The organism is Streptomyces sp. NBC_01716, from assembly GCF_036248275.1.
Taxonomy (GTDB): domain Bacteria; phylum Actinomycetota; class Actinomycetes; order Streptomycetales; family Streptomycetaceae; genus Streptomyces.
This window is the reverse complement of the sequence record NZ_CP109181.1, coordinates 7,674,928-7,689,044: the sequence shown is the minus strand read 5'-3', so window position 1 is coordinate 7,689,044 and position 14,117 is coordinate 7,674,928. Positions and strand designations below refer to the sequence as shown.

At 71.9% G+C, this 14,117-nt stretch carries 13 protein-coding genes; 7 read left to right on the top strand and 6 right to left on the bottom strand.

Annotation, left to right across the window (positions count from 1 at the left end; translation table 11 throughout):
• Positions 1-74: 74 nt before the first annotated feature.
• Genes OIE74_RS34385 through OIE74_RS34375 form a run of 3 tightly spaced genes read right to left on the bottom strand, consistent with a single transcriptional unit; the run spans position 75 to position 4,994 of the window.
• Positions 75-3,155 carry an SMC family ATPase gene (locus OIE74_RS34385; RefSeq protein WP_329390736.1) on the bottom strand — a complete coding sequence of 1,027 codons (3,081 nt, stop codon included), beginning with the start codon at positions 3,153-3,155 and terminating at the stop codon, positions 75-77.
• Positions 3,152-4,318, bottom strand: coding sequence for an exonuclease SbcCD subunit D (locus tag OIE74_RS34380; protein WP_329390734.1), 1,167 nt, complete (start codon positions 4,316-4,318; stop codon positions 3,152-3,154). The genes OIE74_RS34385 and OIE74_RS34380 overlap by 4 nt, the downstream gene beginning before the upstream one ends.
• A gap of 49 nt (positions 4,319-4,367) precedes the next feature.
• A complete protein-coding gene (locus tag OIE74_RS34375) occupies positions 4,368-4,994 on the bottom strand; it encodes a YigZ family protein (RefSeq protein WP_329390732.1) in 627 nt (208 codons plus the stop codon).
• Between the two features lie 78 nt (positions 4,995-5,072).
• Here OIE74_RS34375 and OIE74_RS34370 point away from each other — a divergent pair, with 78 nt between their 5' ends.
• Entirely contained in the window at positions 5,073-5,480 is a 408-nt protein-coding gene (locus tag OIE74_RS34370) for a CoA-binding protein (RefSeq protein ID WP_329390730.1), read from the top strand.
• An 802-nt stretch (positions 5,481-6,282) separates the two neighbouring features.
• Here OIE74_RS34370 and OIE74_RS34365 read toward each other — a convergent pair.
• Positions 6,283-6,849, bottom strand: a complete 567-nt coding sequence (locus OIE74_RS34365) for a YbaK/EbsC family protein (RefSeq protein ID WP_329390728.1) — start codon at positions 6,847-6,849, stop codon at positions 6,283-6,285.
• 32 nt (positions 6,850-6,881) lie between these two features.
• Positions 6,882-7,454 carry a helix-turn-helix domain-containing protein gene (locus OIE74_RS34360; protein WP_329390726.1) on the bottom strand — a complete coding sequence of 191 codons (573 nt, stop codon included), beginning with the start codon at positions 7,452-7,454 and terminating at the stop codon, positions 6,882-6,884.
• A gap of 95 nt (positions 7,455-7,549) precedes the next feature.
• Between OIE74_RS34360 and OIE74_RS34355 the strand changes: the two genes are divergently transcribed.
• Positions 7,550-8,416: a DMT family transporter gene (locus tag OIE74_RS34355; protein WP_329390725.1), complete on the top strand. Its 867-nt coding sequence runs from the start codon at positions 7,550-7,552 to the stop codon at positions 8,414-8,416.
• A gap of 20 nt (positions 8,417-8,436) precedes the next feature.
• On the opposite strand, the gene OIE74_RS34350 is transcribed toward OIE74_RS34355, so the two are convergent.
• Entirely contained in the window at positions 8,437-9,180 is a 744-nt protein-coding gene (locus OIE74_RS34350; RefSeq protein ID WP_329390723.1) for an acyltransferase, read from the bottom strand.
• A gap of 354 nt (positions 9,181-9,534) precedes the next feature.
• Between OIE74_RS34350 and OIE74_RS34345 the strand changes: the two genes are divergently transcribed.
• The 5 genes from OIE74_RS34345 to OIE74_RS34325 all read left to right on the top strand — a co-directional run bounded on the left by OIE74_RS34345 (position 9,535) and on the right by OIE74_RS34325 (position 14,055).
• Positions 9,535-11,250: a sensor histidine kinase gene (locus OIE74_RS34345; RefSeq protein WP_329390721.1), complete on the top strand. Its 1,716-nt coding sequence runs from the start codon at positions 9,535-9,537 to the stop codon at positions 11,248-11,250.
• Between the two features lie 136 nt (positions 11,251-11,386).
• The gene (locus tag OIE74_RS34340; protein ID WP_329390719.1) at positions 11,387-11,809 is read left to right on the top strand and encodes a roadblock/LC7 domain-containing protein; all 423 of its coding nucleotides are present in this window, start codon (positions 11,387-11,389) and stop codon (positions 11,807-11,809) included.
• Positions 11,806-12,165 carry a DUF742 domain-containing protein gene (locus OIE74_RS34335; protein ID WP_329390717.1) on the top strand — a complete coding sequence of 120 codons (360 nt, stop codon included), beginning with the start codon at positions 11,806-11,808 and terminating at the stop codon, positions 12,163-12,165. Before OIE74_RS34340 ends, OIE74_RS34335 begins: the two co-directional genes overlap by 4 nt.
• Positions 12,146-12,760 carry a GTP-binding protein gene (locus OIE74_RS34330; protein WP_329390715.1) on the top strand — a complete coding sequence of 205 codons (615 nt, stop codon included), beginning with the start codon at positions 12,146-12,148 and terminating at the stop codon, positions 12,758-12,760. The genes OIE74_RS34335 and OIE74_RS34330 overlap by 20 nt, the downstream gene beginning before the upstream one ends.
• Positions 12,757-14,055, top strand: a complete 1,299-nt coding sequence (locus OIE74_RS34325; RefSeq protein ID WP_329390713.1) for a cytochrome P450 — start codon at positions 12,757-12,759, stop codon at positions 14,053-14,055. The genes OIE74_RS34330 and OIE74_RS34325 overlap by 4 nt, the downstream gene beginning before the upstream one ends.
• The last annotated feature ends 62 nt before the right edge of the window (positions 14,056-14,117 follow it).

Below are 14,117 nucleotides of genomic sequence, written 5' to 3'. Positions count from 1 at the left end.
GGCCGCCGGGGCGCTGTCATACGGATTCCGGCGGCTGCGGGACACCGGGGGCGCCGCGCCTGACCGAGCCGGGCTCAGCCGTCCGTACCACCCGTACGGAGACTGACCGTCGAGCCCCGCCGTGACTTCGTCACCTCCAGCTGGGTGGGGATCCGGCGGCGGAGGTCGGCGACATGGCTGACTATCCCGACGCTCCGGTCGCGTTCGCGCAGCGAGTCCAGCACGTCCAGGACCTCGTCCAGCGTCTGGTCGTCCAGGCTGCCGAAGCCCTCGTCGATGAAGAGGGTGTCCAGGCGCGCGCCGCCCGCCTCGTCGGTGACGACGTCGGCGAGGCCCAGCGCGAGGGCGAGGGAGACGAAGAACGTCTCGCCGCCCGAGAGCGTCGCCGTGTCCCGCGCGCTGCCCGTCCAGGAGTCGACCACATGGAGTCCGAGTCCTGACCGCTTCCCGCCACCGCCTCTCGCGTCGGAGTGGACCAGGGTGTAGCGGCCCGAGGACATGCGCAGCAGCCGCGCCGTGGCCGCCGCGGCGACCTGTTCGAGCCGGGCGGCCAGGACGTACGACTCCAGGCGCATCTTGCGGTCGTTGTCGGTGGACGTGCCGGCGGTGAGCGCGGCGAGGCGGGCCACCCGCTCGTACTCCGTACGGAGGGGGCCGAGGCGCCGTACCTCCTCCTCGGCCCGCCGGGACAGTTCGGTCAGCTGGGCGCTCCGCCCGCGGGCTTCGTCGAGCGCCGAGGACGCGGCGCGCAGCGCCGATTCGGCCGCCTCGCAGGACAGCAGCGCCGCGTCGAGCCCGGCGGGCGGTCGCTCGGCGGCGTCGCGCGCGTCGGACTCGGCGAGCCGGTCGGCGACGGTGGCCGCCTCGGCCTGCCAGTCGTCCATCCGGTGGGTCAGGCCGCGTTGCTCTGCCTCGGACAGCAGCGCCGCCGCTGCCTCGCGGGGGGTGTCGAACCCGGCCCGGAAGGCGGCGTCCGCGAGCCGGTCGTCGCCGTCCTTGAGGCGCTGGGCCGTGGTGTCGAAGTCCCTTACGGCGTCGGCCGCTTCGGCGAGCAGCCGCGCCCTTTCCGCCAGCCGGTCGGCGTGCGCGGCGACGCTGCCGGCGTCGCCCCGGGCGCGGACCAGTTCCGATTCGAGGACGGTCTGTTCGCGGTCGAGCGCTTCGCGCCGTGAGGTACGGGCCGCGACGCGGTTCTCGGCCGACTGCTGTGCGGTGAGCCGGTCCTCGCGCTCTCGTTCGGCGCGGGCGAGCGCCTCGCGGGCCGCGTGCGTGCCGGCGGCGATACGGTGCGCCTCGGTGTGTTCGCGGCCCAGGCGCTCGGTGAGCGCGGCCAGTTCGGCGACGGTGGATCCGCCGGCCGTGGAGCGGGCCGCCGCGTACTCCTCTCGTACGGAGGCGTGTTCGCGCTCGGCCGCGGCGACCGCCTCCTCGGCGCTTCGGGACGCGGCGAACGCGGCGTCCTCCGCCGCCTGGTCGACCTGGCCCGCGCCGGGGCGGGCGGGTGCCGGATGGTCGGCGGAGCCGCAGACCGCGCACGGTTCGCCCGGCACGAGACCGGCGGCGAGTTCGGCGGCGATGCCGCGCAGCCGGCGCTCGCGCAGGTCGAGCCAGGTCTCCTTGGCGTTGTTCGCGCGCTCGCGGGCGCTGTTGAGGAGGCCCTGCGACGCGGCGGCCCGTGTTTCGAGCGCGTCTCGCGCGCGGGCGGCGTCGAGTTGTCCGCGCGCCGGTTCGAGTTGTCCCGCGAGCTGTTCGGCGCGGGTGGCGGCCTCCTGGGCCGTCTCGACGCGTTCCTGGTGGCCCCGGCGAGTGGCGTCCCAGCCGGCGAGCCAGCCCCCGGCCTCCGCCAGCAGCTCGTCGTCGGCGCGGGCCTGGCGGTCCAGCTCGGCGCGCTCTCTGCTGATCTCGGCGCTGCGGCGCTCCGCGCCCCTGGCGGCGTCGACGCGGCCCAGCTCCTCGATCATCTTCCGCTCCAGCGCGGAGAGATGGTCGGCGCCGGTGTCGGTGAGTTCGGCGGGGAGGCCGGCGCGCGCCCGGCCGAGGGCGGCGGCGGCCGTGCGGTGCGCGCGCTCGGCGTCCTCGCGCAGGGCGAGCGCGGGGGCCACCCGGTCGGCCTTGCGGGCCCGTTCGAGTCGGGCGCGCGCCGCCTCGTACTGAGGGCGGCGGGCTTCGAGGGCCTCGGCGCGTCGCTGTCCGTCGGCGAACCTCTGTTGCAGCCTGGCCAGTTCACGTGTCGATTCGAGCAGCCGGCGTGCCGCCGCCTGTCTGCTCTCGGCGCCCGCGAGGGCCGAATCGGCGATGTCTCCGCGCTCGTAGGCCGTGGAGCGGGCGACGGCCGCCCATTCCAGGACGGCGGGGGCGAGGCCCGGATCGCCGGGTTGCTGTGCGGGCAGCGGCTGTTCGACGGCCGCGCCGGACGCACCGCCCACGCCGACGCCCGTGCCGGACGCCTGGGCGATGCGCTGCGCGACGCCGAGCAGCCGCTCGTCCCCGGCCCTTACCTGCTGTTCGGCGCCCCTGCGCAGCTCGGCGAGCCGGTCCTCCACGGCGGCGAACCGGCGGGTGTCGAAGAGACGGCCGAGCAGCTTGCCCCGCGCCTCGGCGTCGGCGCGCAGGAAGCGCGCGAAGTCACCCTGCGGCAGGAGGACGACCTGGCAGAACTGCTCCCGGCTCATGCCGAGCAGTTGGCCGATCTCCTCGCCGATCTCCTGGTGGGAGCGGCTCAGCGCGCGCCAGCCGGTGCTCGCGGCGTCGTTGCCCGTGCCGCTGCCCGGGGTGTCGTACTCCCTGAGCAGGCTCTGCGCCTTCTCCGTGGTGACGCCGGTGCCGCGCTTCTTGGGGCGTGTCTGCGCGGGGCGGCGGGTGATCTCCAACCGCCGTCCGCCGAGGGTCAGTTCGAGCTGAACCTCGGTGTAGGTGCCCGCCGGGGCGTGGTCGCTGCGCAGGGAGGCGTCCTTGGCGGCGCCGCCCTTGAGCTGGCGCGCGCCCGGCACGGCGTCGTACAGCGCGTAGCAGACGGCGTCGAGCACGGAGGTCTTCCCCGCGCCGGTCGCGCCGTGCAGCAGGAAGATCCCCGCGGCGCAGAGCGTGTCGAAATCGACCTCCTGGGTGTCGGCGAAGGGGCCGAAAGCGGTGATGCTCAGCCGGTGGAGTCTCATCCGGTCACCTCGCGCACGGCGTTCTCGACCCGTACGTGGTCGAAGGCGCCGCGCAGCACGGTCCGTTCCCGGTCGTCGGGCCCGGCGCCGCCGCGTACGTGCGCCACGAAGTCCTCGGCGATCTCCTGGTCGCTGCGGCCTTCGAGGCGCCGCGCGTAGGACGCGACGACGTCCTTGTCGCCCCGGTCGGGGTCGAAGACGAGGCTGAGGGTGTGCGGGAAGCGTTCCACGAGGCGTGCCATGGGTTCCGCGGGACGCACGGGGTCGGTGAGGGTCGCCTCGATCCAGGCCTGTTCATGGCGGGTGAGCGCCGGGTCGTCGAGGAGGCCGGCGAGGGAGCCGCGGAGGCGGGCGAGGGGGCGGGGCACGGGACAGTCGATCCGTTCGGCGTCGATCTCACCGGCGGGGCCGAGGTCCACGAGCCACATGGTCTTGCGGTGGTCGGTCTCGGAGAAGGAGTACGCGAGGGGTGAACCACAGTAGCGGACGCGCTCGGTGAGGGTCTGTGAGCCGTGCAGATGGCCGAGGGCCACGTAGTCCACGCCGTCGAACGTGCCGGCGGGCACGGCGGACACTCCGCCGACGGTGATGTCGCGCTCGCTGTCGCTGGCGGCGCCGCCTGCCACGAAGGCGTGCGCGAGGACGACGGAGCGGGTGCCCTGCGGGCGTGCGGCGAGGTCGGCCCGTACGCGGTCGAGGGCCGCCGCGAGGACCGCCTCGTGTCCGGCCTTGGCCGCTTTGAACTCCTCGCGGACCAGGGCCGGTTCGAGATACGGCAGTCCGTAGAAGGCCACGTCGCCGTGGGCGTCGGGGAGCACGACCGGGGTGGCGCAGCGGGCCGGGTCGGTGCGCAGATGGATGCCCGCGTGGTCGATGAGTCCGGCGCCGACGCCGAGGCGGCGGGCCGAGTCATGGTTCCCGGAGATCATCACCGTCGGCACCCGCGCCTCGGCGAGCCGGTGCAGGGCCCGGTCGAAGAGCTCGACGGCGGAGAGCGGCGGCACCGCCCGGTCGTACACGTCGCCCGCCACGAGGACCGCGTCGACCTCCCGCGTCAGCGCGGTCGCCACGAGATGGTCGAGGAATGCCGCCTGTGCGTCGAGAAGGCTGACCCGGTGGAAGGACCGTCCCAGGTGCCAGTCCGACGTGTGCAGGAATCTCATGATCCTTGAGAGTAACGGTGGGGTCGGACATCACGGGTGGCTTCAGGCATCACACGTCGCCGTACGCCTCACCGCCCAGCGCCAGAAGGGCGGTTCCGGCGGTGGTGTCGGCGAGCCAGGCCCGGAAGTCCTCGACGTCGGCGTCGGGCAGCCCTATCCCGATGGTCACTATCTCCGCGTACCGCACATCGCGTACGGCGCGGCCGGTGGCCCGGAGTTCGTTCTCCAGCTTTCCGGCCCGGTGGTGGTCGACGATGATCGTGGCCAGCCGGTAGCGCTGGCGGGTCACGGTGCCGACGGCGTCGAGGGCTTCGCCGACGGCGCCCCCGTAGGCGCGGATCAGCCCTCCGGCGCCGAGCTTGACGCCTCCGTAGTAGCGGGTGACGACGGCGACCACGTAACGCACGTCCCTGCGCATCAGCATCTGCAGCATGGGCGCACCGGCCGTGCCGCCGGGCTCCCCGTCGTCGCTCGCCCTCTGTACGGAGGCGTCGGCGCCGATCACGTAGGCGAAGCAGTTGTGTGTAGCGGTGGGATGCTCACGGCGTACGCCGGCGACGAAGTCCTGCGCCTCCGCCTCGGTGGTCGCGGGCGCGAGCGCGCAGATGAAGCGCGACCGGTTGACCTCGGTCTCATGGATACCCCGTCGGGCGACGGTCCGGTACTGCTCATGCATCGAGCCACCCTAGGCTCTCCGGCCCCGGTCCGGGTACGGCGGGGGAATTGCGAGGCCGTGCTCCCGGTTGTCTCGTGCATGTATGCAGACGATGAGACGATCCGCAGGATCCTGACCTCCACGGGCGACACGTGGGCGGTGGTGGGCCTCTCGGGCAACCAGTCACGGGCGGCGTACGGCGTGGCGGCGGTGCTCCAGCGCTTCGGGAAACGCGTGATCCCGGTCCATCCCAAGGCGGAACCGGTCCACGGCGAGAAGGGCTACGCGTCCCTCGCGGAGATCCCGTTCCCGGTCGACGTGGTGGACGTGTTCGTCAACAGCGAACTGGCGGGCCCGGTGGCGGACGAGGCGGTCACGATCGGCGCGAAGGCGGTCTGGTTCCAGCTGGGAGTGATCGACGACGCGGCGTACACGCGCACCCGCGCGGCGGGCCTCGACATGGTGATGGACCGCTGCCCGGCGATCGAGATCCCTCTGCTGGGCTGAGCACCGCTGAAGCCGAGCCTCACAAGATCCCACCGGCCGCAGATACCTGGGGTTGAAAAGCTCGGTCTGGCCTCCATCCGCCAAGTGTTATCGTCAGACGCCTCAGCAGACGCCAAAGAGCCCACCGAAATCAGACTCGGTGGGCCTTTCTCATTCCGCTGCTATTGATCAGCTCAGGGCTACATCCCAAACCCAGAATACCTCGACATAATCGGGGTCCGAATGATGGAATTCGGCGATCCCGGTCCGGCGGAGTGAAGCCCATCAACGATGCTGCACGCCTAGGCCGACGCGTGCTGCGTCAAAAGAGGCCGGCACCTGCTGCGCCCCATACCCTACGGCGCTGCCCGCTGCTCCCGCCACGGCCCCGCAGCCGGCGGCTGCGCCGAATCCCACGCCTCCAGTAGCCAGACCCGCGCCCGCTGCTGCTCCGAAGCACGCTCCGCCCACCACGACTTCAGTAGCGACAGATGCGATCACGCCCTTGTTCTCGTCGAACCAGGTCCCCGCGTCATCGATCGCATTGGTCCATCCACACCTGGACCAGAAGCCACAGTCACTTCCTCCGGCTGAACTGCCACCACCGTCGCTGCTGGGCGCGGATGCGGTGCCACCACCGCCACCGCCCCCTCCGCCGCCTCCGGGCTTGGGGTCGTCCTGATACTTCGGACCGCCCCCTGTGCAGGGCGAGATGATGCCGCACTGCGCGCCGCCCGGGTCTCGCAGGCCGGTGGGGTCGCTGCTCGTCGGGGGGTGGTTGTTGGCATCAAGAAGAGATAAAAACTGGATACGTGGTGGGGCGTCAGGCAGTAGTGGTGATGCCCAGGCCGTCGATGACCACCACGCCCGGCAGCCTGGCGAACGCCTTCCCCGGGACGATCAGCTTGCCTCGACGACGTCCACTGCCGATCAGGACCCACTCGGTATCCACCACCGCCGCGTCCACGAGAAGGGTCCAGGCGGTGGGGAGGCCGATCGGGGTGATGCCGCCGTATTCCATGCCCGTCTCGCCCGTCGCGGTGTCCATCGGGGCGAACGAGGCCTTGCGGGCGCCCAGTTGCTTGCGTACGACTCCGTTGACATCGACGCGCGTCCGGGACAGCACGAGACACGCGGCCAGTGTGGACTCGCCGCCGCGCTTGCCCGCGACGACGACGCAGTTGGCCGACCGGTCGAGCAGGTCGGCGCCGTGGTGCTCCACGAAGGCGGCGGTGTCCGCGATCTCCGGGTCGGTGTCCACGTAGAGCAGCTGGTCGGCGGGCACATCGCCCTGCCAGGTCCGTACGGCAGCGGCGACGGGGGCCGTGAGCAGGCCGAGGCAGTCGGGGGCCGGTCGGGCGTTGGCGAAGGCTCCGATGGGGGCGCGCATGGGCCTCAAGCCAACAGGCGGCCCGGCGCCGCTCAGCGCGCGGGCGGGATGGAGACCGCCATGGTCATCTCGACCGTCACCGCACCGTCGTTGCGGTAGGTGTGCGGCACGTTCGCCTCGAAGACCGCGGACGATCCCTCGGCGACCGGATGCGATACGCCGTCCACCACGAGGGTCAGTTCGCCCGCGGTGACGTGCAGCAGTTCCGTCGTGCCCTCCGGGTGCGGGTCGGAGTCGCTGCGTTCGCCCGGCATCAGCTTCCAGGACCACAGTTCGAGCGGCCCCCTGGACTCCGTCCCGACCAGCAGCACGGTGGCGCTGCCCGCGTCGGTGGACCACATACGGACGGCCTGGTCGGCGGGTACGACCCTGACCTGCGGGCCCTGCTCGTAGTCGAGGAGCGTGGTGATGCTGATGCCGAGCGCGTCGGCGAGTTTCACCGTCGTGCCGACGCTGGGGTTGGTGCGGGCCTGCTCGATCTGGATGATCATGCCCCGGCTGACGCCCGACCGGGCCGCCAGCGCGTCGAGGGTGAAGGCTCTCTCGCCGCGCCACCGTTTGAGATTGCGGGCGAGCGACTGGGTCAGCTGATCGAGGTCCGACACATTCCGTCCAATATATTCAATGGAAGAGTGCAATGGACTGCACTACGGTGTGGTGCACCAACCGTTCACCACACTGTACTGGCGAGGTTCGCTTCATGACCGCACTGTTCGCGCTGGCCACGTGCCTGCTCTGGGGTCTGGCCGACTTCGGCGGTGGGCTGCTCGCCCGGCGCGTACCCGCCCTGACCGTGGTCGTGGTCTCGCAGTCCATAGCCGCCGTGGTCCTCGGTGCGATCGTCCTCGCGACGGGTGCCTGGACCGAGGCCGGGCCGCTGCTCTGGTACGCGGTCGCCGCCGGCGTCGTCGGCCCTGTCGCCATGCTCGCCTTCTACAAGGCCCTCGCGCTCGGCCCGATGGGCGTCGTGTCGCCGCTCGCCTCGGTCGGCGTGGTCGTACCCGTGGGCGTGGGGCTCGTCGCCGGCGAGCGGCCCGGCCTGCTCCAGATCGCCGGGATCGCCGTGGCCGTCGTGGGCATCGTGCTGGCCGGCGGGCCCGAGCTGCGCGGAGCCGCGGTCCGGCGCCGGGCCATCGCGCTGACGCTGGTCGCCGCGTTCGGCTTCGGCGCGGTCATGGCGCTGATCTCCGAGGCGTCGACGACGGTCACCGGCCTGTTCCTGGCGCTCTTCGTGCAGCGCGTCACCAACGTCGGTGTGGGCGGGGCCGCGCTGTACGTGTCGGTACGACGGGGCGCCCCCGCCCTGCCCGAGGACGGCGGGAGCCGGGTGATCCGGACGGCCCTGCCCGCGCTGGCGTTCGTCGGCCTCGCTGACGTGGCCGCCAACGGGACGTACTCGGTGGCGGCGCAGAACGGCCCCGTGACCGTCGCGGCGGTCCTGGCCTCCCTGTATCCGGTGATCACGGCCCTGGCCGCGCGCGGTGTCCTGAAGGAGAGGCTGCGCGCGATCCAGGCGGCGGGGGCCGGGCTCGCGCTCGTCGGCACCGTCCTGCTGGCGGCCGGCTGACCCGTCCGTACGACGCCCGGTCAGGACCGGTCAGGATCCAGCTCGGACAGCGCCAGCAGTTGCTCCGGAGTGACGCCCTCCGGGATCGGTACGGGCGCGGGCGTACGCAAGGGCGGCTGCCACCCCCGCTCCTCGTCCCAGCTCCGTACGACCCGCGCCGGCGCCCCCGCCACCACGCAGTGGTCGGGCACCTCACCCCGTACGACCGCTCCCGCCGCGACCACCACGTTGCGCCCCAGCCGTGCCCCCGGAAGGATCACCGCGCCGGTGCCCAGCCAGCAGCCCGGCCCCACGGAGACCGGTTCCGTGCGGGGCCACTGCTTGCCGACGGGCACCCGCGGATCGTCATAACTGTGGTTGGTCGACGTGATGTAGACGTACGGGCCGCAGTAGGTGTCCGAGCCTATGGTCACCGCCGTGTCGGCGATGACATGGCTGCCACGGCCGAGGACGACACCGTCGCCGAACCGCAGGATCGGCTCAGCGCCCAGATCGAGGCCGGGCATCATTCCCGCGGTCAGGGTGACGTGTTCACCTATGACGCAGTGGTCGCCCAGCTCGATCCACGCCTCACCGAAGACGGTGCCCTGCGGGAAGGCGAGCCGCGTCCCGGTACCGATCCGGCGGAAGCGCAGCCGGCCCGGATGCTCCGCGCTGACCGCACCTGCCTCCTGGACCCACCGCCAGCCGCCCTGGACGGCGCGCGAGACAAGCCGGCGGCGCCAGGCGCTCAGCGAGGAGAACGGGTTTCGGCTCTTGGACACCCGCCCACGGTATCGGCGGGGTGGGGGCGGGGCGGCGCCCCCTGCTGTGACGTTCACCCCACGGCTCCGCTGCCCCTCCCCGCGCGTTCCCCCCGAGCGCCCCCTCGCGCGCATATCACCACGACTCGGCTTCCACCAGGGCGAGTTCGCGGAGTATTCCCTCTTTGGTGGGCGCCGCCCGGGGGTGGTCCTTCCACCGTGTGCAACTAGCGTGAACGCCACGCAGAGCCCGGAAAATCACTGTTACAGTCATCACCGTTCCAGTCGGTGACTGGCGCCTCCCACCATGGCCGACGTGCGCCGATCGGCTGGTCTGTTCCCCCTCCCGCACTCGAATACCGAGGGAACCGCGGAATGTCAGTGCCCGTCACACCGAGCCCCCATCGCATAGCCAAAACGCGCCGCCTGTCGCTCGCCGGGCCGCCCGCCCTGCTGCTCCTGGCCGCAGTGGCGGCCGGAGGCGCCGCCGCGACCGCCCCGGCAGGCGCACGCGGTTGGGCGGTGACGACGCTCGTCGTCGCCTGGGTGGTCCTCGCCTCCGTCGTCGTCGGCGCCGTGCTGACGCTGCGCCGACACCGCCGCGGATCGGCGAAGGCCGGCGCCGAGATCCAGGCGCTCCACGCACAACTGGCGAGGAACAGCGCCGAGTCGGCCCATCTGGTGAACGTCACACTCCCCACCGTGGTCAATCGGCTCCGCGAGGGGGCGAGCGCCGAGGAGACGCTCGCCGCCGTTCCTCCGCCGTCCGACCCTCAACTCCAGCGATTCCTGCGGGCATTCGCCGACGAGGTGGCGCTCGGCGAGCACCGCGCCGCCGCCGCGATCGCCGACCACGAGACGGCGGTGACCGAGCTCGGCCTGATCGCCGACGATCTGGACCTCCTGTCGACGGTGACGTTGCCCACCGCGCTCGGCGGCCTGCGCGAGGGCCGGGGCGCCGACGCCGTACTGGCCGATCTGAAGCGGCCGTCCGATCCCCGGCTCCGGGTCCTGGCCGACGCGGTCGTACGGGACTTCGCCATCAGCGAGCGGCGCGGCTCGGCCGCCCAGGCGGCCAGCGCCAAGGCCCTGAGCCGGGTGCAGGCCAAGGCCGTGAGCATGCTCGCCGACCTGCGCGAGATGCAGGAACGTCACGGCGAGGAGGTCTTCGGTGATCTCCTGAAGCTCGATCACAACACCTCGCAGCTCGGCCTGATGACCGACCGGCTCGCGCTGCTGATGGGCGGCCGGGCGAGCCGCGCCTGGAACAAGCCGATCGGCATGGAGAGCATCCTGCGCGGCGCCGTCGGCCGGATCGCGGCGTATCAGCGCGTACGGCTCCACTGCTCGAGCACCGCGGCCGTCGCCGGATTCGCCGCCGAGGGCGTGATGCATCTGCTGGCCGAACTGATGGACAACGCCGCGAACTTCTCCCCGCCGATCGACGAGGTCCACGTCTACGTCGAGGAGCGCTCCGCGGGCATCGTGGTGACCATCGAGGACAGCGGCCTGAAGATGGCCGACGCCGCGATGCGGCGCGCCGAGGAGTCGGTGTCGGGACGCGCCAACGACCTCGCGTCCCTCCAGGGCACCCGCCTGGGCCTGGCCGTCGTGGGACGACTCGCGGCCAAGTACCACCTGAGCGTCAACTTCCGCCCCTCCTCACGTGGCGGCACCGGCGTCGTCGTGCTCTTCCCGCCGCAGATCCTCGCCCAGCGGCCGAGCGCCGCGTCCGACCCGCGGGGCCGGCACGCCGCGCCCGTCCCGGCGGTCACGGTCACCGAGCCGACCGTCACACCCCCGTCGGTGCCGCTGCCCACGGTGCTGCCGTCGCCCACCCCGCCGCCCGGCGGCCCCAGAGTGGCGACGCCGGGCGGACTGCCCGTACGGCCCCCCGGACGCACCATGGCGGCGGCCGACCGCGACAGGACATCCACGGGCGACATCGGACGCCCTCGGAAGGGCGCGGCGCCCGGGGCCACGCAGCCCGGCCGCGACGCCGGATCACAGTTCGGCGCCTTCCACCGCTCCCAGCTTCCTGTGAACGACGCCTCCGAGGAGCCTGAGCCGAAGGCCGGCGACACCTCCTGACGGTGCTTTTCGTCCCGTACGGCGCCGGAGGTACGGGAACAGCCGGCGCCCACCCCTGTCAGCGAACGTGAACGACGTGAGATTGGAGGCACGGGCCGGTGATCCGCCCCCCGGCGGATCCCGCCCCACGCAACCCATGCCAACGACCGACAACAGCCTGACCTGGCTCCTGGAGAGCCTGCTGGAGCGCACTCCGGGCACCCGGCACGCATTGGTGCTCTCCCGCGACGGGCTCAAGCTCTGCTGGAGCCGCCATCTCACGCTCGACCAGGCCGACCAGCTCGCGGCGATCTGCTCCGGCATCCAGGCGCTCGCGCAGGGCGCCTCTGTCGAGTTCGGCAATGGCGCCGGCGGCGTACGCCACTCGATGACAGAGTTCCACGGCGGTCTGCTGTTCATCGTGTCGGCCGGCGACGGCGCGCATCTCGCCGTCGTCGCCGAGGACGGCGCGGACCCGGGCGGGGTGGGCCACCAGATGACCGAGCTGGTCGACCAGATCGGCGAGCATCTGAGGGCCGAACCCCGGAGCCCGGTGTCCCCCGAGGCCGCCCCGTCATGACCCGCAAGCCCGTCGACACCGGGGATCCCGACCGGCTGTACACGGTCACCGGTGGCCGCAGCCGTGCCGATCACGACGCGTTCGACCTGGTCACACTGATCGTCAGCGAGTGTGCGCCGACCCAGGGAACGCAGTCGGAGCACCGGGCGATTCTCGAACTGTGCCAGCACCCGACGGCGGTCGTGGAGATCTCGGCCGAGCTGAGACTGCCGGTGACCGTCGTACGGATCCTGCTCGGCGACCTCCAGGCGACGGGCCGGATCACCGCCCGCCATCCGCGCGCGGCGCGGTCCGCCTCCGCCCTTCCCGACCCGGCCCTTTTGAAGGAGGTGCTCCATGGACTCCGTAACCTCTGAGCTGCCCGCCCGAACCCCGCTGTCCGACGCCGCCGAGACCGGACTGAAGATCGTGATCGTGGGTGGTTTCGGGGTCGGCAAGACGACCCTCGTCCGGTCGGTGAGTGAGATCCGTCCGCTCAACACCGAGGAGCTGATGACACAGGCCGGCATCGGTGTCGACGAGACCGACGGACTCACCACGAAGACCACGACGACGGTCGCCTTCGATTTCGGCCGGATCAGCCTCAGCGACCAGATGGTGCTCTATCTGTTCGGCGCACCCGGCCAGGAGCGGTTCTGGTTCCTGTGGGACCGGCTCTTCTCGGGCACCCTGGGCGCGGTCGTCCTGGTCGACACCCGGCGGATGAGCGACTCCTGGTACGCGATCGACCGGCTGGAGCATCACAAGACGCCGTTCGTGGTCGCGGTCAACCGTTTCGACAACGACGTCTCCGCGTTCTCGCTGGACGAGATCCGGCAGGCGCTGTCGTTGCCCGAGCACGTCCCGCTGATCGACTGCGACGCGCGGGTCCGCTCGTCCGGCAAGAACGTCCTGATCGCCCTCGTCGACCACCTCTACGAACTGGCGATGGAACGGGAGTTGACGCCATGACCGATCCACACACCCTCGATACCGAGGCCCTTGACGCACCGGGCGCGCCCCCGCAGGCACAGCCGCCGCCCGGCTGCCCCGCCGCGCATCCCGACTCGGTGCCGCTGAGCGGTCTCGAATACCAGCAGACTCCGTCGCAGCTGTACCGCAGCCTGCGCCGTGATCACGGCCCGATCGCCCCCGTCTTGCTGGACGGTGGCGTCCCGGCGTGGCTGGTCCTCGGCTACTCCGAGGTCAGCTATGTCACCAGCCATGACGAACTGTTCGCCAGGGACTCGCGCCGCTGGAACCAGTGGGCGGCGATCCCCGCCGACTGGCCTCTGCTGCCGTTCGTCGGCTACCAGCCGTCCGTGCTGTTCACCGAGGGCACCGAGCACCAGCGGCGGGCCGGCGTCATCACCGAGGCCCTCGAAGCGGTCGACCAGTTCGAACTCGCTCACAACTGCCGGCAGATCGCCGAGCAGTTGATCGACGCGTTCGCGGGCACCGGGAACGCCGAACTGATGGCCGCCTACGCCCACGCGCTCCCGATGCGGGCCGCCGTCCAGATGTGCGGCGTGCCTGCGGGCAGCGCCGACACCGAGGAGCTCGTACGCGATCTTCGTGTGTCGCTGGACGCGGCGGAGGGCGACGACCCGGTCTCGGCGTACGTACGGGTACAGGAACGGATCCAGCGGTTGGTGCGGGACAAGCGCGACCGGCCGGGCTCCGACGTCACCTCACGGATGCTGGGGCATCCTGCGGGTCTGACGGACGAGGAGATCGTGCAGGATCTGATCTCCGTGATCGCGGCGGCGCAGCAGCCGACGGCCAACTGGATCTGCAACACGCTGCGTCTGCTGCTGACCGACGACCGGTTCGCGCTCAACGTGTCGGGCGGGCGGCTGAGTGTCGGGCAGGCACTCAACGAGGTGCTGTGGCTGGACACTCCGACTCAGAATTTCATCGGCCGGTGGGCTGTCCGCGACACGCAGTTGGGCGGCCGGCACATCAAGGCGGGCGACTGTCTGGTCCTGGGGCTCGCGGCGGCCAACACCGATCCGCAGATCTGGCCTGAGGGTCATATCGGCGCCGAGAACTCGGCGCATCTGTCCTTCGGCAACGGCGAGCACCGGTGTCCGTATCCGGCGCCGCTGCTGGCCGACGTCATCGCCCGTACGGCGGTCGAGACGCTGCTGGAGCGGCTGCCGGATGTTGTACTGGCGGTGGAGCCGGACGAGTTGAGGTGGCGTCCGTCGATCTGGATGCGCGGTCTGACGGCGCTGCCGGTGGAGTTCACGCCGGTCGCGCGGTGAGCGTCGGCGCCGGTCCCGTTCGCCGGACGGGCGCCGCTGGGCTCTTCCGGCGAACGCGCGGT

Excerpts from the sequence above, each read along its gene's own strand:
- OIE74_RS34330 (WP_329390715.1), top strand. The coding sequence starts at position 12,146 with ATGGACTCCGTAACCTCTGAGCTGCCCGCCCGAACCCCGCTGTCCGAC.
- OIE74_RS34385 (WP_329390736.1), bottom strand. The coding sequence starts at position 3,155 with ATGAGACTCCACCGGCTGAGCATCACCGCTTTCGGCCCCTTCGCCGAC.
- OIE74_RS34375 (WP_329390732.1), bottom strand. The coding sequence starts at position 4,994 with ATGCATGAGCAGTACCGGACCGTCGCCCGACGGGGTATCCATGAGACC.
- OIE74_RS34365 (WP_329390728.1), bottom strand. The coding sequence starts at position 6,849 with ATGCGCGCCCCCATCGGAGCCTTCGCCAACGCCCGACCGGCCCCCGAC.
- OIE74_RS34345 (WP_329390721.1), top strand. The coding sequence starts at position 9,535 with ATGTCAGTGCCCGTCACACCGAGCCCCCATCGCATAGCCAAAACGCGC.
- OIE74_RS34325 (WP_329390713.1), top strand. The coding sequence starts at position 12,757 with ATGACCGATCCACACACCCTCGATACCGAGGCCCTTGACGCACCGGGC.
- OIE74_RS34355 (WP_329390725.1), top strand. The coding sequence starts at position 7,550 with ATGACCGCACTGTTCGCGCTGGCCACGTGCCTGCTCTGGGGTCTGGCC.
- OIE74_RS34335 (WP_329390717.1), top strand. The coding sequence starts at position 11,806 with ATGACCCGCAAGCCCGTCGACACCGGGGATCCCGACCGGCTGTACACG.
- OIE74_RS34340 (WP_329390719.1), top strand. The coding sequence starts at position 11,387 with ATGCCAACGACCGACAACAGCCTGACCTGGCTCCTGGAGAGCCTGCTG.
- OIE74_RS34380 (WP_329390734.1), bottom strand. The coding sequence starts at position 4,318 with ATGAGATTCCTGCACACGTCGGACTGGCACCTGGGACGGTCCTTCCAC.
- OIE74_RS34370 (WP_329390730.1), top strand. The coding sequence starts at position 5,073 with ATGTATGCAGACGATGAGACGATCCGCAGGATCCTGACCTCCACGGGC.